The 19,085-nt window shown below is 41.9% G+C and carries 19 protein-coding genes; 18 read left to right on the top strand and 1 reads right to left on the bottom strand.

Annotated features, from left to right (window positions below; translation table 11 throughout):
• From ACQRCC_RS13570 to ACQRCC_RS13580, 3 genes are all read left to right on the top strand, one after another.
• A partial coding sequence (locus tag ACQRCC_RS13570) for an RNA-guided endonuclease InsQ/TnpB family protein (protein ID WP_427851300.1) occupies positions 1-910 on the top strand: 910 nt, incomplete at its 5' end.
• 207 nt (positions 911-1,117) lie between these two features.
• Positions 1,118-1,249 (top strand): hypothetical protein, encoded by a 132-nt coding sequence (locus ACQRCC_RS13575; RefSeq protein ID WP_427851301.1) that lies wholly within the window; start codon positions 1,118-1,120, stop codon positions 1,247-1,249.
• Positions 1,250-1,263: 14 nt separating this feature from the next.
• Entirely contained in the window at positions 1,264-1,908 is a 645-nt protein-coding gene (locus tag ACQRCC_RS13580) for a cyclase family protein (protein ID WP_427851302.1), read from the top strand.
• Positions 1,909-1,990: 82 nt separating this feature from the next.
• Here ACQRCC_RS13580 and ACQRCC_RS13585 read toward each other — a convergent pair whose 3' ends face one another.
• Positions 1,991-2,920 carry an alpha/beta fold hydrolase gene (locus ACQRCC_RS13585; protein ID WP_427851340.1) on the bottom strand — a complete coding sequence of 310 codons (930 nt, stop codon included), beginning with the start codon at positions 2,918-2,920 and terminating at the stop codon, positions 1,991-1,993.
• Positions 2,921-3,141: 221 nt separating this feature from the next.
• Here ACQRCC_RS13585 and ACQRCC_RS13590 point away from each other — a divergent pair, with 221 nt between their 5' ends.
• The 15 genes from ACQRCC_RS13590 to ACQRCC_RS13660 all read left to right on the top strand — a co-directional run bounded on the left by ACQRCC_RS13590 (position 3,142) and on the right by ACQRCC_RS13660 (position 19,085).
• The gene (locus tag ACQRCC_RS13590; RefSeq protein ID WP_427851303.1) at positions 3,142-3,945 is read left to right on the top strand and encodes an SDR family NAD(P)-dependent oxidoreductase; all 804 of its coding nucleotides are present in this window, start codon (positions 3,142-3,144) and stop codon (positions 3,943-3,945) included.
• A gap of 190 nt (positions 3,946-4,135) precedes the next feature.
• A complete protein-coding gene (locus ACQRCC_RS13595) occupies positions 4,136-5,989 on the top strand; it encodes a DUF975 family protein (protein ID WP_427851304.1) in 1,854 nt (617 codons plus the stop codon).
• Positions 5,986-7,176 carry a metallophosphoesterase gene (locus ACQRCC_RS13600; protein ID WP_427851305.1) on the top strand — a complete coding sequence of 397 codons (1,191 nt, stop codon included), beginning with the start codon at positions 5,986-5,988 and terminating at the stop codon, positions 7,174-7,176. Before ACQRCC_RS13595 ends, ACQRCC_RS13600 begins: the two co-directional genes overlap by 4 nt.
• Before the next feature lie 195 nt (positions 7,177-7,371).
• Positions 7,372-7,554 (top strand): hypothetical protein, encoded by a 183-nt coding sequence (locus tag ACQRCC_RS13605; protein WP_427851306.1) that lies wholly within the window; start codon positions 7,372-7,374, stop codon positions 7,552-7,554.
• A gap of 179 nt (positions 7,555-7,733) precedes the next feature.
• Positions 7,734-8,237, top strand: a complete 504-nt coding sequence (greA, locus tag ACQRCC_RS13610) for a transcription elongation factor GreA (protein WP_427851307.1) — start codon at positions 7,734-7,736, stop codon at positions 8,235-8,237.
• An 18-nt stretch (positions 8,238-8,255) separates the two neighbouring features.
• Positions 8,256-8,984, top strand: a complete 729-nt coding sequence (locus tag ACQRCC_RS13615; RefSeq protein WP_427851308.1) for an acetylglutamate kinase — start codon at positions 8,256-8,258, stop codon at positions 8,982-8,984.
• 5 nt (positions 8,985-8,989) lie between these two features.
• A complete protein-coding gene (locus tag ACQRCC_RS13620; protein WP_427851309.1) occupies positions 8,990-10,510 on the top strand; it encodes a helix-turn-helix domain-containing protein in 1,521 nt (506 codons plus the stop codon).
• Between the two features lie 316 nt (positions 10,511-10,826).
• On the top strand, positions 10,827-11,540 hold the full coding sequence (locus ACQRCC_RS13625; RefSeq protein WP_427851310.1) for an IMP cyclohydrolase: 714 nt from the start codon (positions 10,827-10,829) through the stop codon (positions 11,538-11,540).
• A 29-nt stretch (positions 11,541-11,569) separates the two neighbouring features.
• Positions 11,570-12,748 (top strand): phosphoribosylaminoimidazolecarboxamide formyltransferase, encoded by a 1,179-nt coding sequence (locus ACQRCC_RS13630; protein WP_427851311.1) that lies wholly within the window; start codon positions 11,570-11,572, stop codon positions 12,746-12,748.
• Positions 12,749-12,995: 247 nt separating this feature from the next.
• Positions 12,996-14,342 (top strand): phosphoglucosamine mutase, encoded by a 1,347-nt coding sequence (glmM, locus tag ACQRCC_RS13635; RefSeq protein ID WP_427851312.1) that lies wholly within the window; start codon positions 12,996-12,998, stop codon positions 14,340-14,342.
• 144 nt (positions 14,343-14,486) lie between these two features.
• Positions 14,487-15,788 (top strand): phosphopyruvate hydratase, encoded by a 1,302-nt coding sequence (gene eno, locus ACQRCC_RS13640; protein ID WP_427851313.1) that lies wholly within the window; start codon positions 14,487-14,489, stop codon positions 15,786-15,788.
• A gap of 90 nt (positions 15,789-15,878) precedes the next feature.
• Positions 15,879-16,121, top strand: coding sequence for a preprotein translocase subunit SecG (gene secG, locus ACQRCC_RS13645; RefSeq protein WP_427851314.1), 243 nt, complete (start codon positions 15,879-15,881; stop codon positions 16,119-16,121).
• A 73-nt stretch (positions 16,122-16,194) separates the two neighbouring features.
• Positions 16,195-18,330, top strand: a complete 2,136-nt coding sequence (gene rnr, locus ACQRCC_RS13650; RefSeq protein WP_427851315.1) for a ribonuclease R — start codon at positions 16,195-16,197, stop codon at positions 18,328-18,330.
• A 32-nt stretch (positions 18,331-18,362) separates the two neighbouring features.
• On the top strand, positions 18,363-18,833 hold the full coding sequence (gene smpB, locus ACQRCC_RS13655) for an SsrA-binding protein SmpB (protein ID WP_427851316.1): 471 nt from the start codon (positions 18,363-18,365) through the stop codon (positions 18,831-18,833).
• A 15-nt stretch (positions 18,834-18,848) separates the two neighbouring features.
• Complete coding sequence (locus ACQRCC_RS13660) at positions 18,849-19,085, top strand: hypothetical protein (RefSeq protein ID WP_427851317.1); 237 nt, start codon at positions 18,849-18,851, stop codon at positions 19,083-19,085.

The following is a 19,085-nucleotide window of genomic DNA, read 5'->3' on the forward strand; positions in this document are numbered from 1 at the left end:
GATCGCCCATGAAAAGGGATCGGAGAAAGTAAGGCTTAGCCTTTCAAAACAGCTGAAAGGGTATATGAAATCGGAGTATGATATCCATGAAAACTATCTTTATCTGGAAAATAAGATTTTCCGGGACATGGATCATATAAAGCAGATCAGACTCTATCCTCCCCGGAAAGATGGAACAAGTAGAGTGATCATCATTTTTGAAATTCCGGAAGTAGAAAGACAGGAAGATAATGGACGATATCTTTCAATTGATGTGGGGCTCCATAATCTTATGACCTGCTATGATAACAGAGGGAAATGCTTTATAGTTGGGCGGAAATATCTCCAGATTACACAAAGATATGACAAAGAGATTGCAAGAGTCCAGTCACAATGGGGAAGGGTACAGGCCTCATCAGGGGTCAGGTATCCGAAACCTTCCAGGCATATCCTGAGATTGTATGAGAAAAAGAAAAACAGCGTGAAGGATTACCTGCATAAGATGACCAATTATATTGCTGGATATTGTGAGAAGAATGGGATCCATAGTGTTGTGATCGGGGATATAAAAGGGATCAGAAAAGTGAGCAACCTTGGAAAAAAGACGAATCAGAAACTGCATGGTCTTCCGTATGAAAAAATATATCATATGTTGGAATATAAACTGCATATGCGAGGAATCAGTCTAATCAGACAGGAGGAGGGATACAGCAGCCAATGTCCTCCCACATCTGAGAAAGTATCGAAAGAATATGCGCAGAAAAAGAACCGTAGATACCGCGGGCTATATGTGAAAGAAAAGCAGATATATAATGCTGATGCTGTAGGGGCGTATAATATCCTGAGAAAATATGGGGATATATCCTGTAAAAGGATCATTATGCCCGTATCCGGGCTAAATCAGGTAGAAGTAATAAAAGTAGCTGTGTAACCTGAAAGAGGTAGCAGTAAAGGTGTTATGGACGCACCCTGAATCTACGCTCCGCAAGGAGCGCATATCAGATGCTTGGTAATTTAATTACCGAGTAGTTCACACAGAGGGATTGAATATTATGAAGATGGAAAAATAGTTTGTTATGATGCAAGTCATCTCTTAGAAAAAAAGGGTTTTGAACGATTAAAGGATATAGATTTTTTTATGAATGCATGCACAATATTAAATGATTCATTGGCTTGGGATGTCACTGGAACCAGAGATGAAAGCAAATGTTTAGATTTGGATCCAGATATGCTATATGAATTAGAAAATGTAAAGGAAAAAATTGCTTAAAGATAGAACGTATTATGAAAGTTATAGATTTAACCCATTTAATTACAGAGAACATGCCGGTATATCCGGGAACGGAACCACCGAAATTCGAATCGGCAAATACTTATGAAAAAAATGGATTTAAGGAGACTAAAATCTCCATGTTTACGCATACCGGCACCCACATGGATCCGCCGGCACATCTTTATCCGGGAAGAACGACGTTAGATCAGTTTCCTTCGGAACAGTTTATAGGAAAAGCACTGGTGATTGACTGCCGCAGTCTGAAGGACGGGGAAGCTATCACTATGGAGCAGATGAAACCTTATGGTGACAAGGTGAAAAAGGCCGATTTCCTTCTCTTCAATCTTGGATGGGACAAATATTGGGGGACGGATGAGTATTTCGGAGATTATCCATGTATTGACGATGATGTGATGAAACTGATCCTTGAAGGTGATTATAAAGGGATTGGGTTTGATGTGATCGGGCTTGATCCGATTTCAGATGAAAATCTGACACGCCACAAGAAATTATTTTATGAGAAAGAAATTGTAAATATAGAAAATCTATGTCATCTGGACCAGTGTGGAGAAGACCTTTTTTGGTTTAGCTGTTATCCGTTGAGCTTGGATAATTGTGACGGTTCGCCGATTCGGGCAGTGGCGTGGTTTGAATAAGAAATAAAGAGAACTGCATTTTCTGAGAAATCATCAGCGTGATGTGTTCAGAGAAAAGCAGCTCTCTTTTTGTGTGAAATATCTATGCTTCTGTAATACTATTCATAAAGGCAACGATTCCGTCTTCTACCTCATCTTTAATATCTGCATAGTTGTGAATTTCATGGCGATATCCGGAATACAGTTTTGTCTTAACGGTGTGACCTGTCTGGACGAGCCAGTTGGTAACTTCGCAAACGCCGAGACCATACTCACCTACAGGATCCTGATCGCCGGCTATGTTATAGATCGGAAGAGAAGTCGGCACTTTCTGAGCCCATTCGGTTCCGCGAATAAACTCCATCATTTGAGTAAAATAAAGCATGGCCTGATTGTTGGTTGGTTTCGTAAATGCATCGAATGGATCCTCTGCGTGGTCGCGCTGTACATACGGATCAGCACAAATCCATTCGTTTCCGATACTTACTTCACCGCATCGCTCACACATCCAGCCGAGGAGAGCTCCGACGAATTCCGGGTCGGATTCTTTACCTTTTCCTTCTGCAACTATTTTCTCAAGTCCCGCCTGTGCATCAGCCGCACCACGGAATACACCGGTTGTTCCGCAAATTACAGCACCGGCAAGCCCGTCTCCATATTTTGAGATATAATCTCTTGTAATAAAAGATCCCATGCTGTGGCCGAAAAGAAAATAGGGGAGATCCGGATATTTTTTGCATACCAGTTCTTTCAGGGTGTGCTCGTCTTCCATCATAGTATGTGGTCCTTTGTCACCCCAGTCACCCCAGGTATCGTTCTCGAGAGCAGTTTTTCCGTGTCCGACATGATCATCTGCTGCTACAATATATCCGGCATCCAGGAATTTTACGATCATGTGCAGATATCTTCTGGAATGCTCACCGAATCCGTGGATGATCTGGACAATTCCTTTTGGTTTGGCAGCCGGAACGTATATCCAGCCATATACATCGTCGCGTTCGTTGAAGGATTTAAATTTTACTTCATGTAACATCATTACACCTCTTTCTTGTTAAAAATACGCACTTTCTATTGTTGACTTTATTATAATATGTGAAAAAATATTTGTATATAGAAATTCGGGAGTTTATACTTTGTTCATTTTATACATATTGATTTATTTGAAAAGCTGATGTATAGTTATATTAACGGTCTTTTTGAGACACTCGCTTCTGTCGGAGTGTCGTTTTTGGACATGAAGGAGGTAAATTTATTATGGACAGATTAAAAGGAAAAGTAGCTATCGTTACAGGATCAACCAGTGGAATCGGAATCGGAATTGCCAGATTATTTGCAGCAGAGGGCGCTAAAGTAGTAATTTGCGGAAGAAGAGAAGCGAAAGGTCAGGAAGTAGTTGACAGTATTGTGGCAGAAGGCGGAGAGGCTTCCTATCATTTTATGGACATTACAGATGTGTCAAGTACAGACAAGCTTATTGCTGATACATATGAGAAATATGGTAAGATCGACATTCTGGTAAATAATGCAGCTAACGTAGCACTGAAAGATGGTCGTGTAGATGAGCTTACATTAGAGATGTGGGATGCTATTTTCGAGAGTGATATGCGTGGTACATTCTATGCTGTTAAGAGCGTGCTTCCATATATGGAGAAAAATGAGAATGGCGGTTCTATTATTAACATCGGTTCTATGGCTTCCTGCGGAGGAGACCTTGGATCAACTGCTTATGCATGTGCTAAAGCCGGCGTTGATATGCTGACGAAATATACTGCTTTACAGTATGGTAAGAAGAACATCCGCTGCAACTGTGTTCGTCCGGGTCTTATTGTTACCCCACAGAACGAGGCAAATGTTCCACAGGCATTAAAAGACATTTTCACCAGCAATATTATGGTAAATCGTTATGGATGTCCGGAAGATATCGGTCATATGTGTGTATATCTGGCATCTGATGAGAGCAGCTATTTCACAGGACAGGTTGTAACTGTGGATGGTGGTCTGAATGCACATGTTTCAACAGTTGCACAGTTTAAAGAACTGAGCTCACGTACATGGTAAAAAAGTAGCTGTTTAGTAACAGACGGAAAATGACGGCATTGGCAAAAGGCTGATGCCGTTCTTTTTTTGAAAAAATGGGTATATTTATCAAGAAAACTATAATAAGAGATATTTTTGTGTTACTATATTAATGAATTTCCAGGTTAAACCAGAATATGAACCGTACATCAGATAAGGGGGGAACAGACAGATGATGACAAGAAAAGAAATGAAGAAAAGGGCCAGACAGGCTGTGAAAAAGCATTACGGTATATTTTTGGCAGCATGTCTTATCGCGGCTTTTGTTGGTTCGGAGTTTGGAGAATCACTAAATCTCGTGAAGCAATATGATACGCAGCAGGCGGAGGAAACAGGTACAGATGTTTCTACAGGTGGAACTACCGGTGCCTATGAGGCAACCATGGCGGATGCACTTATTAATGCCCTGGATGGAGATATTCAGGGAGGAAAGGAAATCTCTTCTCAATTGACGCAGGGGGAAGTTGAAAAAACAAAAGAAGGCATTACGAACCCGATGCTTGGAAGAAGCCGCGGGGTGCTTGCGGGCATTGTAAATGGAATTACTTCAGGTTCTTTTCTGGTCAGTATGATAAGCGCGGCGAGAGGAATCGGAGCGTCTCAGAATGTAGTGCTGGCACTCTTTATTATACTGGCACTTCTGATCTGGTTCTGTGGATGGTTCTTTTTTGTGAATATGTATCAGGCGGTATCCAGAAGAATTTTTCTGGAGGGACGAATTTATAATAAAATTCCCATACAGAGATTTCTTGTATTTCTCAGGGTTCGTAGATGGTGTAGGGTGTCCATGACAATGTTTATGACTACGCTTCTATATGGTTTTTGGTGTCTGACGATCGTCGGGATTGTAGTAAAAAAATACTCATATTATATGGTGCCATACATAGTTGCGGAAAACCCGGATATCAGGTGGAGAGATGCGATTACTCTGTCCAGAAAAATGATGGATGGGCATAAGTGGGAATGCTTTGTTTTCGAATGTTCGTTTATTCCGTGGAAACTGCTTGGAGTTGTGACGTCCGGACTTTCGGATATCTTTTTCCTTAATTCTTATAGAATGGCTTCCTTTGCGGAGTATTATGCAGAGATCAGAGCTGTGTCAAAAGAAAAAGAAATTCCGGGAAGTGAACTTCTTAATGACAGATATCTTTTTGAAAAAGCAGATGAAGAGCTGTTGAAACGGGAGTATAATGATGTGATTAAGCTTATGGAAATGCCGGTAGAAAAGCCGCCGCTTAAGGGAATCAGAGCGTTCCTGGCAGAGATATTTGGAATTACTATTTTTAACCGTGACGATGAAGAACGATTTCGTTCGGGGCAGGAGCGTCAGCTGAAAATCCTTTATACAAAAGAAGTTGTAAAAGGAAATATTTATCCGAGCCGTCTGTCTGTACTTCCGGAAAAGATGAAAAACGGAAGGGTAGAGCAGATTCATTATTTGAGACACTATTCTGTTTCCACTCTGATTTTGCTGTTCTTCATATATTCTTTTGTAGGCTGGCTGTGGGAGGTAAGTCTGCATTTGATTACAGATGGAGAATTTGTAAACCGTGGTATTATGCACGGACCCTGGCTTCCGATTTACGGAGCTGGGGCGGTGCTGATCCTGACAATACTGTATAAGTTTCGGAGGCATCCGTTGGGAGCCTTTATAATGACTATTATACTGTGTGGATTCATAGAGTATTTCAGTGCATATTATTTGGAAATAACCCATAACGGACAAAAATGGTGGGACTACAGTGGCTATTTTCTGAATCTCCATGGACGTATCTGTGGAGAGGGATTACTGGTATTCGGACTGGGAGGAATGGCAATCATGTACCTGACAGCGCCCCTCCTGGATAATTTTCTGCGGAAAATTCCGTATAAGATACTCGTTCCGTTGTGTGTTGTCCTGATTCTTTGCTTTGGGGCGGATTCTGCATATTCTAAGAAGCATCCGAATGTAGGAAAGGGAATTACGGATTATAAGGGGGCATGTATTGAAATACAGCATGAGCGTCAGGAGGTGATGAGGCTGTGATAGCAATATTTTTAGCTCCCCTTTACATTATTTTTTGTTTGTATATTTTGCGCTGGGGTATCCGTTATATGGGGGCATGCCATCATTTGTTTCAAAGAACATGGGTTAGAGTGGCAATATGCATTGTATACGGATTTATTGCACTGAGTCTTTTGACTGCATTTTTGATGCCGACTTCAGGGCTGCAGCGCCTGATAAAGCGGATCAGTAATTACTGGCTGGGAACGGTGCTGTACATTCTGTTGACGATAGCGATCGTGGATGTTATCAGAATGATTTTGAAAAAAAATGATTTTCCGGGTAAAGAGGTACTGTTTTCCCGGAAAGGATTTGTAGTAATGGGAACGATCTGTATCCTGGTCGTTGCAGGATTCAGTGTTGCCGGAATATATGGAGCCCGGAATATTCATACTACGAAATATGAAGTGAAGGTTGAAAAGAAAGCCGGTGATCTTCAGTCGCTCAGGGTGGCGCTGATTGCAGATCTTCATCTTGGTTACAGTATCGGAACCTGGCATATGGAACAGATGGTTGAGAAAGTCAATGCACTTGAACCTGACATAATTGTAATTGCCGGAGATATTTTTGATAATGAATATGAAGCACTGGACAATCCGGATAAGCTGATAGAAATTTTATCAGGCATGAAGAGCCGTTATGGAGTATATGCATGTTACGGAAATCATGATATAGAAGAAAAAATACTGGCGGGATTTACATTTTCGGGAAAAGAGAATAAGATGAGCGATCCCCGTATGGATGAATTCCTGGAAAAGGCGGGAATTTGTCTGCTTAGAGATGAAGGAGTACTGATTGATGATGCGTTTTATCTTTATGGAAGGCCGGACTATGAGCGACCGGGACGGGGAATCACGACACGAAAGTCGCCTGAAGAGATTACTTCTGATCTGGATAAAGACCTGCCGGTACTGGTAATCGATCACGAACCGAGAGAACTTCAGGAACTTGCAGATGCCGGTGTGGATGTGGATCTTTGTGGACATACGCATGATGGCCAGATGTTCCCGGGGAATCTTACGATTCATCTCTTTTGGGAAAATCCATGTGGATATTTACAAAAAGGAAGCATGCACAACATCGTTACTTCCGGAATCGGAGTATTCGGACCGAATATGAGAGTAGGAACAAAAAGCGAAATTTGTGATGTTTTAATAAATTTCAAGTAGATTTATCGAGGGAAAAACGGATAAAATTGTGCAATATGTCAAAATCGAAAAATGCATGATAAATAATTAACAATAAAAGAGCGGAATGCTGAAAATATTTGTGATTTGTGAGCATTTACGTTTTTTAACTGTCATGATAGAATACACTCAGAAACGAGATAAACAAAAATTTAACAATCTTATGAGGTGAGAATTATGACAGTATTAGCAACAATTGCAGCATCATTAATCGTAGCAGCAGGAGCATTTAATATAGTAACATTTTTCTGGAATGTAGCAGAGGCACTGACTTCCGGAATGACAACAATTACAAAAGTAAACAAAACAGCAAATCATACTGTAAACACAAATTGGAAGAAAGCTTATGCTGTAAGATAATTATACTGGATAATGAGTGACTTCCTGGGATGTAAAGAATTGAACTAGATAAATGCTTACGAAAGGATGGGTCTGGCAAATAATTTTGCCAGATCCACTTTTTTATGCAAATCAGCAGATTTTATGTTATACTTGAAGCATTAAGATAGAATTAAAATAAGAGAAGGAAGCGGATATTAGTGAGAGAACAGTTGACTCAAAGTGATGTTAATAAAATAGAGGAGGAGATTGAATACCGAAAGCTGGTTGTGAGGAAAAAGGCCATTGAAGCGGTAAAAGAAGCAAGGGCTCATGGAGACTTGAGTGAAAACTTTGAATATCATGCTGCTAAGAAGGACAAGAACCAGAATGAGAGCAGGATTCGCTATCTGGAACGTATGCTGAAAACGGCGGAGATTGTATCGGATGAATCGGCGGAAAATGAAGTTGGAATCAATAAGACGGTGGAAGTTTACTTTGAGGATGAAGAGGAAACAGAAAAATTCAAGCTGGTCACATCGGTCAGAGGTAGTTCTTTAAATGGAAAAATCAGTATTGAATCACCAATCGGAAAGGCAATTCTGGGACATAAAGTAGGTGACAGAGTTTATGTTAAAATAAACGATCAGGCAGGGTATTATGTTGAGATACGTTCAATAGAAAATACCGGTGAAAGTGAGGAAGATACTATTCGCCGTTTTTAACTAGGAAGGGAAGAGAAAATGGAACAGAAATTATTAGATTTTGTAGAGCACAAGGCGGAGATACTGATTGACGCTCTGCCATATATCAGGGATTTTAACCATAAAGTAGTAGTAATTGAATATGGATGCCGCAAATATTTGAGTCCGGTGGACGAACAGCAACTGATGCAGGATATCGCGTTGTTAAAAACGGTGGGCATGCTGCCGGTGGTAGTCCATGACACACCTATGGGTGTAGACAAATTTCGTGAAAATAAGCGTGTTGCCAAGTTACTGGAGCTTTGCGGGACGAAGGCAATCGGTATTTGTGGTATAGATCTTCATACCCTTCATATGATTTTGGACAACGGATATATTCCGGTTATCGTACCTAATGATATTGATAATGAGGACGTGGAAATCGATCCCAAGGATGCGGCTCTTGAAGTAGCTGTGAAGTTGCAGGCGGATAAGCTTGTATATTTGTCATCTCACAGAGGAATCTGGAAAGACGAAGAGAGGACAGAAGTATACAGCAGGCTGACAGTTCCGGAGGTCTGTAAGATGCTGGAGGATGGATGGGTGACTGAAGGCGTAATGCCTATCGTGAAGCGAGGATTAAAAGCAACGGGAGAAGGAGTAAACCGCGTACATATTCTGGATGGAAGAATCGAACATGCGCTGCTTCTGGAGTTTTTCAGTGTGGCAGGTGTAGGAACGATTCTGATTAGTGATGAAGGCAAATTATATGCTCATGAGATGGAATAAAATATATGAGGATTGTGATTGTTGTAAATGATGTGGGGGTACGGCAGCAAATACGGGAAAGTTTAGAGGAAGAAAACGGATGGAATATTATTGCAGAAGCAGATGATGGTGTATCCGGATTTGAGACAGTACGAAGAGAACGGCCGGAACTGGTAATTACGGAGCTTCAGATGCCGGGGATAGATGGACTGACAATGCTCCGACGTTTACGGGAGGAAGATAATATTTCCAGAGTTATTGTGGTAACTTCCTGCCAGGACTTCTCCTGTGCGAGAGAGGCAATTATTTTGGGAGTGGATTATTATCTTCTAAAGCCATTCCGAAATGAGGAACTGCTATATGCGATTGCACTTCTGGAGCAGAGAGCTGATAATTGGGAAAAAGGCTTGTATTCACTGGACAGAGTTATCAGGGCGGCTCTGTCCGGACATGTGGATCAAAGAGAGTTTATTAAACGACTTCTCTGGAGACAGTATGGCTATAGAATGGATGAGCCCGTAGGGATTTTTATAGTGCGTCTGGGAAGGTATTATGATACATATCAGCAGACAGTCTGTGAAAGTCTGAAAAGCACAGGAGAGAACAGCAGACTTTTTAAAATCTGTGCATTGGATGTGCCAAAACACAGAATGGTTCTGGCTGTTCTTTTTTCTATGAAAAGCCAGGAGAAAGTGAAAGACTATCTGAAGAAGACGATTGCGCCTATGCTGGCGCTCAGGACAAGGCGTCGGGCTGCAATGGGATTGAACTTTTGTGCAAATCTAAAGGAATGCCAGAAAAGCAACCTGGAATTATATGAAAAATTGGATTATGTGTTGATACGGGGAATGGATACTCTAATATGTTATGATGAGTTGCCTCCTCCGCAGGAAGAACAGTTCCCGTACTCGCTGGATTTTACGAACAGAGCAAAGCAGGCCATCGCTGCGGGGGACAGAAAATCATTGCTAAAATGTATCCGTGAATTTGAAAAGGTTGCTCAGCAAAAGTGTAAGTCTCCGGAAACTATCAAAGAAGCATATTTAAGATATGGATATGCCTTCCTTCACCTGGCAAAGGAATGTGGAAATATCAGGGAGGAAGTTTCTGCTCGAGGTTTAATTAAAGCAGCTATGACTGCAGTGACATGGGAAGAGATGGAGGAAGGAATCTGGTCCTGCTTTGGGACGATTCTGGAGTCATCGGTGGAAAAGGAGAAAAAAACGACAACTCTTTTGGTAAAGAGAGCTGAGGGTATGATTAAAGAATATTATCATCAGGGAATTACCCTAGAGGAGATTGCACGGGAACTCAGTGTATCAGAGGAGTATTTGAGCTCGCAGATAAAAATAGAAACCGGGAAGAATTTTACGGAAATTATACGTGCGCTTCGTATTGGAAAAATTAAATCTCTTTTATTGCTTTCAGATATGTCGATAAATCAAATTGCGACAGAAGTAGGATTTTCGAACGCAAAGTATATGAGCAGAGTATTTCGTGCAGAGACAGGAATGAGCCCGTCGGAATATCGAAAAATAAATATCTAAGAGAAAAGATTAAAAAAGTACACTTTTTTAAAAAATAGTATCCATTTTCCGGATGAAATTCAGATAAAATAGAGGTAGCAGGAGTATTTGATCGATGCTGGCGGTTGTATTTTGTATGGAGCCACAGGGAAACCCCGATAGGCTTAACCCTTTCGTAAGTGTGAAAAACCCCCGTACCAAAAGAGGTGTCGGGGGTTTTTCGCATGTAATTTGTTGAGAAATGTTTTATAATCCTGTTTTTGGGGTGGAAAAAGAGTTTTTTTTTATATATAATAAAAAAGAAGTGGGAAAAATATTGAAAAAAGGAGAATGATTCATGGAAATGTTAAAGATTGAAAAAGAACTGCAGGAGAACTCCTATCCGGGAAGAGGAATTATTATCGGAAGAAGTGCGGATGGAACAAAAGCAGTGACTGCATATTTCATTATGGGAAGAAGTGAAAACAGCAGAAACCGTATTTTTGTGGAGGATGGAGAAGGAATTCGTACGCAGGCATTTGATGAGTCCAAGCTGACAGATCCCAGTTTGATTATTTATGCACCTGTTCGTGTGCTTGGAAATAAGACGATTGTAACCAATGGAGATCAGACAGACACTATTTATGAAGGTATGGACAGACAGATGACATTTGAACAGTCCTTAAGAAGCCGTGAATTTGAGCCGGACGGACCAAACTACACGCCTCGCATTTCCGGTGTTATGCATGTGGAGAATGGAAAATACAGTTATGCGATGTCTATTTTAAAGAGTAATAACGGCAATCCGGATAGTTGTAATCGCTATACATTCGCATATGAGAATGCGGCAGCAGGAGAGGGTCATTTTATCCATACATATATGCATGATGGTAATCCGCTTCCGAGTTTTGAAGGAGAGCCGAAGCTCATTGCAATTCCGGATGACATGGAGGCATTTGCAGATACACTCTGGAACAGCCTGAATGAAGATAACAAGGTATCTCTGTTTGTGCGTTATATTGACATTGCTACCGGAAAATACGAATCAAAGATCATTAATAAGAATAAGTAGTAAAAGATTGCGTGAGGAGAGAAGAGAAAATGAAAGAATTAGAATTAAAATATGGATGTAACCCGAATCAGAAGCCGTCAAAGATATACATGGCAGACGGAAGTGAGCTGCCAATTCAGGTGTTGAATGGACGTCCGGGATACATTAACTTTCTGGATGCATTTAACGGATGGCAGCTTGTAAATGAACTGAAGAAAGCTACCGGACTTCCGGCAGCAACTTCCTTCAAGCATGTATCACCGGCCGGTGCGGCAGTAGGACTTCCTCTTTCAGAGACACTGGCAAAGATTTACTGGGTAGATGATCTTGGAGAGCTTTCACCGCTTGCATGTGCTTACGCAAGAGCAAGAGGTGCAGACAGAATGTCCTCTTTTGGAGATTTTATTTCCCTGTCTGATGTATGTGATGTTGACACTGCCAAATTAATTAAAAGAGAGGTGTCTGATGGTGTGATTGCGCCGGGATATGAGCCGGAAGCTCTTGAGATTCTGAAGGCAAAGAAAAAAGGCAATTACAATGTAATCCAGATTGATCCGGATTATGTACCTGCACCGCTGGAACACAAGGAAGTGTATGGTATTACCTTTGAGCAGGGAAGAAATGAGCTGAATATTGATGAGAATTTCTTTAATGAGATTGTCACAGATAATAAGGATATGACAGATCAGGCGAAGATCGATCTGGCAATTGCTATGATCACATTAAAATATACGCAGTCCAATTCTGTATGTTATGTGAAAGATGGACAGGCAATTGGTATCGGAGCTGGACAGCAGTCCAGAATTCACTGTACCCGTCTTGCAGGACAGAAGGCAGACAACTGGTGGTTAAGACAGTCACCGAAGGTGCTGGGGCTTCAGTTCAAGGATGGAATCGGACGTGCAGACCGTGATAATGCAATTGACCTGTACATTGGAGAAGAGTACATGGATGTACTGGGCGATGATGTGTGGGCAAATACTTTCAAGGTAAGACCGGAAGTATTCACAAGAGAAGAAAAGAGAGAATGGCTTGACAAGATGGAAAATGTTGCATTGGGTTCAGATGCGTTCTTCCCATTTGGAGATAATATCGAACGTGCACATAAGAGCGGTGTGAAATTTATTGCACAGCCGGGCGGTTCCGTAAGAGATGATAATGTAATCGCAACATGTAATAAATACGGAATGGTGATGGCATTTACCGGAATCCGGTTATTCCACCACTAATTATAATTAAAATCAGGCAAAATGCGGGGACGTGAAAGATCGTCCCCGTTATTTTGTGTAGCAAAAAAATTTCCATGGAAATCTTCTTTCGCATAAACATTCATCTGATTTTACGTAAATAATGGGAGATTTTGCAAAAGTAGTTGTGTCGGAGAAAAAAAGATTATATAATAATAGAGATGTTTGCGGCTGAAAGTACAAAAAAATCGGCCAAAAAGCCAAATGAATGGTAGTTAGGAGAAAAATTATGGGAAAGTATTTTGGAACTGACGGTTTCCGTGGGGAAGCAAACGAAGTGTTAACTGTTGAGCATGCATTTAAAGTGGGCCGTTTTCTGGGATGGTTTTATGGACAGGATCATAAGGCAAGAGTCGTAATCGGTAAAGACACCAGACGCAGCAGCTATATGTTTGAGTATGCTTTGGTTGCCGGTCTTACCGCTTCTGGTGCGGATGCATATCTTTTACATGTAACTACAACTCCAAGTGTGTCCTATGTTACAAGAACAGAGAATTTTGACTGTGGTATTATGATTTCTGCGAGCCACAATCCGTTTTATGACAATGGAATTAAAGTAATTAATGGAAAAGGACATAAATTGGAAGCAGAGGTTGAGGAAAAAATCGAGGCATATATTGATGGTGAGATTGGAGAACTTCCTCTGGCAAAGAAGGAGGATATCGGACGTACAACTGATTATGCAGCAGGAAGAAACCGTTATATCGGCTATTTGATTTCGCTGGCAACCCGTTCTTTTGAGGGCGTGAAAGTAGGTCTGGACTGCTCAAACGGAAGTGCATTCATGATTGCAAAGAGTGTATACGATGCACTGGGAGCAAAAACATATGTAATCAATAATGAACCGGATGGTACCAATATCAACCGTGGCTGTGGATCTACTCACATTGAAGTTCTGCAGGAATTTGTAAAAGAGAAAAAACTGGATGTGGCATTTGCATTTGATGGGGATGCAGACCGCTGTATCGCAGTCGATGAGAACGGCAACGTAGTAGACGGTGATCTGATACTCTATATCTGCGGAAAATATCTGAAAGAAAACGGACGCCTGAACGGAGATACCATCGTAACAACGATCATGTCCAATCTTGGATTATACAAAGCCTGTGATAAGGTTGGACTTAAGTATGAAAAGACTGCAGTTGGAGATAAATATGTGTATGAAAACATGGTACGCAATAACTTCTCATTGGGCGGAGAGCAGTCTGGTCACATTATTTTCAGTAAGCATGCAACAACCGGTGATGGAATCCTTACATCCTTAATGGTAATGGAAGTTATGCTGGAGAAAAAGATGAGTCTTGCACAGCTTGCAGAGCCTGTGAAGATTTATCCTCAGCTTCTGAAGAATGTCCGTGTATCTGATAAGAAGACTGCAAGAGAGAATCCAGAAGTTGTGAAAGCGGTAAATGCGGTTACAGAGGCACTTGGCGATGACGGACGTATTCTGGTTCGTGAGAGTGGGACAGAGCCTGTTATCCGTGTAATGGTTGAAGCTGCAACGGATGAATTGTGTGAAAAATATGTAGATCAGGTTATTGATGTCATGAAAAATGAAGGATTGGTAATTGGATAAGAGCAAGTGGGTACAGGGCAAAATGCGAAAGGGTACACCACAAATGTTAATTGGGGACGTAGCAAAGTGCACTTTGCTACGTCCCCAATGTGCATTTTCGCCATGAATTTGGGATATACTACCCTCAATAAGGAGGGAAAATATATGTATCATCAGTTGCCAATTACAGATGTGTACGCCAGAGAAATTCTTGATTCCCGAGGGAATCCTACTATAGAAGTGGAAGTTCTTGCAGGAGAAAATAGTTTAGGACGCGCCAGTGTGCCATCCGGTGCTTCCACAGGAAAATACGAGGCGATAGAATTGCGGGACCAGGGCCCCCGGTACAATGGGCTTGGGGTAGAACGGGCAGTAGACCATGTAAATGCCCGGATCGCGCCGGCGATTCTGGGGATGAATGTGTTTGACCAGGCTGAATTGGATCGGGCACTTATCCGGATGGATGGAACAGAAAATAAAAGAAATCTGGGGGCAAATGCCATTCTTGGCGTTTCTATGGCAGCTGCCAGGGCAGCGGCCGGCGCCCTTGGAATCCCACTGTATTCCTATCTGGGTGGAGCGCATGCGAAACGGATGCCGGTTCCCATGATGAATATTATGAATGGCGGAAAGCATGCAGATAATACAATTGATATTCAGGAATTTATGATTATGCCGGCAGGAGCCTGCTGTTTTAAAGAGGGAGTGAGGATGTGTTCGGAAATATATCATTCACTGAAGGCACTTTTGAAGGGACATGGACTCGGAACAGCGGTGGGAGATGAAGGAGGATTTGCTCCGAATCTTCCGGATGCGGCAGAAGCACTTAAATTTATTATGGAAGCGGTGGAAATTGCAGGGTATCGACCGGGAAAAGACATTGTCATTGCGCTGGATGTGGCTGCTTCAGAGCTTTTCGAGAAAAATTTTAAAAAATATGTGTTTGAGGGTGAAGGTCGGATGCATGGACATAAGGTCATTCGTTCAGCTGAAGAACTGATTGATTATTATGAAGAACTGGCGGAGCATTTTCCAATCGTTTCTATCGAGGATCCGCTGGATGAGGAGGACTGGGATGGATGGGAACTTCTCACTGTCAGGCTGGGAGGCCGGATGCAGTTGGTTGGAGATGATCTTTTTGTCACGAATACAGGAAGACTTAAAAAGGGAATTGAGCACAGTGTGGCCAATGCAATTCTTGTGAAAATAAACCAGATAGGAACCCTGACCGAAGCTTTTGATGCCATAGAGGCTGCCCAGAAGGCAGGGTACAGGGCTATTGTATCTCACCGCTCCGGTGAAACTGAAGATACAATGATTGCGGATATAGCAGTTGCCTTTAATACGGGGCAGATAAAGACAGGAGCACCGTGTCGGGCAGAGCGAACCGCAAAATATAACAGGCTTCTCAGAATCGAAGAACAGCTTGGTGAATCAGCGCAGTATGAGAATCCATTTGAAGGTTAAGAAGAATCCATTTAAAGGTTAAAAAATTACTTGCCATCTTCATGCCCCTGTGCTAGAATATAACTGGTTTATCCGCAGGAGGTGTGAAAAGTGGAAATTTTAAAGATGGTATTAATGATTATATTTGCAATAGACTGTATCGCATTGACAGTGATCGTATTATTACAGGAAGGGAAGTCTGCAGGACTTGGAACTATCGGAGGAATGGCAGATTCCTATTGGGGACAGAATAAAGGACGTTCCATGGAAGGAACGCTTGTAAAATCTACTAAGTTTTTAGCAATTCTGTTTATTGTGCTGGCTGCAGTACTGAACTTGAATGTATTTGCGTAAGAAAAGTATTTTTGGAAATGGCGAGACACTCTTGTAATAAGGGTGTCTCTTTGTGTATAGAGGAGGTGGCAGAATGGACGGGGCATTTGAGAAGAGAAAAAAGATTATATATGAATTTATCTGTGACGATATTTATGTGCCGATGAAATTAAAGGAGCTTGCCGTTTTGCTGCAGGTTCCCAAAGAACAGAAAAATGAATTAAAAGAAATTATGGATGCGCTTGTAGAAGAAGGCAAGGTCTGTATTTCCAAAAAGGGAAAATATTGTAAGGGAGAGGCAAAAAGGCTGAATGGAATATATCATGCACATCCAAGAGGATTTGGTTTCGTAACAGTTGAGGGTGAGTCTGAGGACATTTTTATAGATGAGGATGATACCGGTGGAGCGTTTCAGGGAGATACGGTGGAAATCTCTATTACAGGTAAACCGGACGGGAAACGAAAGGAGGGCAAGGTGGTTCGTATTATTTCCCGTGGTACGGTAAAGCTGGTTGGTTTATACCGGGTTCAGAAGAATAAGAACTATGGTTTTGTGATACCGGATAACCAGAGATTTCTTCAGGATGTCTTTATTCCGCAGGAGAGAGCAATGGGAGCTGTGGATGGTCATAAGGTGGTTGCTGAGCTTACATCCTATGGAGGGGACGGAAGAAAACCGGAGGGAAAAATAGTGGAGATTCTGGGACATGTATATGACCCGGGAGTGGATATTCTTTCTATCGTAAAAAATTATGATCTTCCGATAGAATTTCCGGAAAAAGTCATGAATCAGGCACAGCGGACACCGGACGAAGTCAGCGAGGCGGATCGGTATGGACGAAAGGATCTGAGAGACTGGCAAATGGTAACGATTGACGGTGAGGATGCGAGAGATCTGGATGATGCAGTGTCTGTGACCAGAGACGGAGAATATTATGTGCTGGGTGTGCATATTGCGGATGTGACGAATTATGTGCAGGAGAGAAGTGCACTGGATCGTGAGGCACTGAACCGGGGAACCAGCGTTTATCTGGCAGATCGGGTCATTCCCATGCTGCCACACAAGTTATCTAACGGCATCTGTTCTCTGAATGCGGGTGTTGACCGGTTGGCTCTGAGCTGCATCATGACCATTGATCAAAAAGGAGTGGTCATTGACCACGAAATTGCAGAGACAGTGATTCATGTGAATGAACGCATGACTTATACCAGTGTTAAGAAAATTCTGGAAGACAGAGATCCGGATGAAATAGGGCGTTATGAAAAACTGGTTCCGATGTTTGAATTAATGGAAGAACTGGCAGGAATCCTCCGGGCAAGAAGACATCAGAGAGGAAGCATTAATTTTGACTTTCCGGAGAGTAAAATGGTTCTGGATGAAAACGGGAAACCATTGGAGATCAAACCTTACGACCGGAATGTGGCGACAAAAATAATAGAAGAATTTATGCTGATTGCAAATGAAACTGTGGCTGAGGATTATTACTGGCAGGAATTGCCGTTTGTATATCGGACCCACGAAGCTCCCGATGAGGAGAAAATGCGAAAATTAGCTACGTTTATCAATAATTTTGGTTACACCATGCATATCGGGGTAAATGAAATCCGCCCAAAAGAGGTGCAGAAGCTACTTGCTAAAGTGGAAGGAAGTCCGGAGGAGACGTTAATCAGCCGTCTCGCCCTTCGGTCTATGAAACAGGCAAAGTATACACCGGAAAATACAGGACATTTCGGATTGGCGGCGCCATATTATACGCATTTTACGTCTCCAATCCGGCGTTACCCGGATTTGCAGATTCACAGAATTATCAAGGATAATCTGCGGGGACGTATGAATGAGGATAAGATAGAACACTATCAGAGCATTCTGCCCGAGGTGACCAAACATGCCAGTGAGACAGAGCGCCGTGCTGATGAAGCGGAGCGGGAGACAATAAAGCTTAAGAAAGCGGAGTATATGGAAGCCCATATTGGAGAAGAATTTGAAGGAGTCATATCCGGTATTACAAAATGGGGAATATATGTGGAACTTCCCAATACAGTGGAAGGACTGGTTCATGTTACCAATATGTACGACGATCATTATGATTATTATGAGGAGCACTATGAGATGATTGGTGAACATACCCATAAGGTATATAAACTGGGACAGACAGTGCGCGTCCAGGTGATTGGAACAGACCGACTGACCAGAACGGTTGATTTTGTATTTGCAGAATCAGAGCAATAACTGCAGGTTATATAGAAAAGGAGACTTAAGTTATGGCAAAGAATAGTGGCGGAAAACTGATCGCCAATAATAAGAAAGCTTACCATGATTATTTTATCTTAGAGACTTATGAGGCAGGTATTTCTCTTGCCGGTACGGAGGTGAAATCCCTCCGTATGGGCAAGTGCAGTATCAAGGAATCATTTATCCGAATAGAAAATGGAGAAGTATATATTTACGGAATGCATATCAGCCCTTATGAAAAAGGTAATATTTTCAATAAGGATCCGCTGAGAGTCCGCAAGCTTTTGCTCCATAAAGGAGAAATCAACAAGCTTCTTGGAAAAATGAAGGAAAAGGGAATCGCGGTAATTCCGCTTAAGGTGTATTTCAAAGGCAGCCTGGTTAAGATAGAGATTGGTCTGGCAAAGGGTAAGAAATTATATGACAAGCGCCAGGATATTGCGAAAAAGGATCAGCAAAGAGAAGCAAGCCGTGATTTCAAAATACGGAATCTGGGATAGAGGAGGATATAGAAGATGGTACCAACCAATAAAGATGATCTGCGAAAAATGGTTACGCAGACAACGATAGAGACCTATGAGGAGTTGACTCCGCAGCTGGTACAGCTGATTCATGAAACGGAGCACAACGAAGAACTGACGGAAGAACAGAAACAGAATGAAATTTCATTACATATGATGGGATATGTGAAATCCTGCACGAATGAGATTATCATTGAAGTTCTGGCGGAAATACTGGGATTGGAGGATTAG

It is taken from the genome of Sporofaciens sp. SGI.106, assembly GCF_050314255.1.
Taxonomy (GTDB): domain Bacteria; phylum Bacillota; class Clostridia; order Lachnospirales; family Lachnospiraceae; genus Claveliimonas.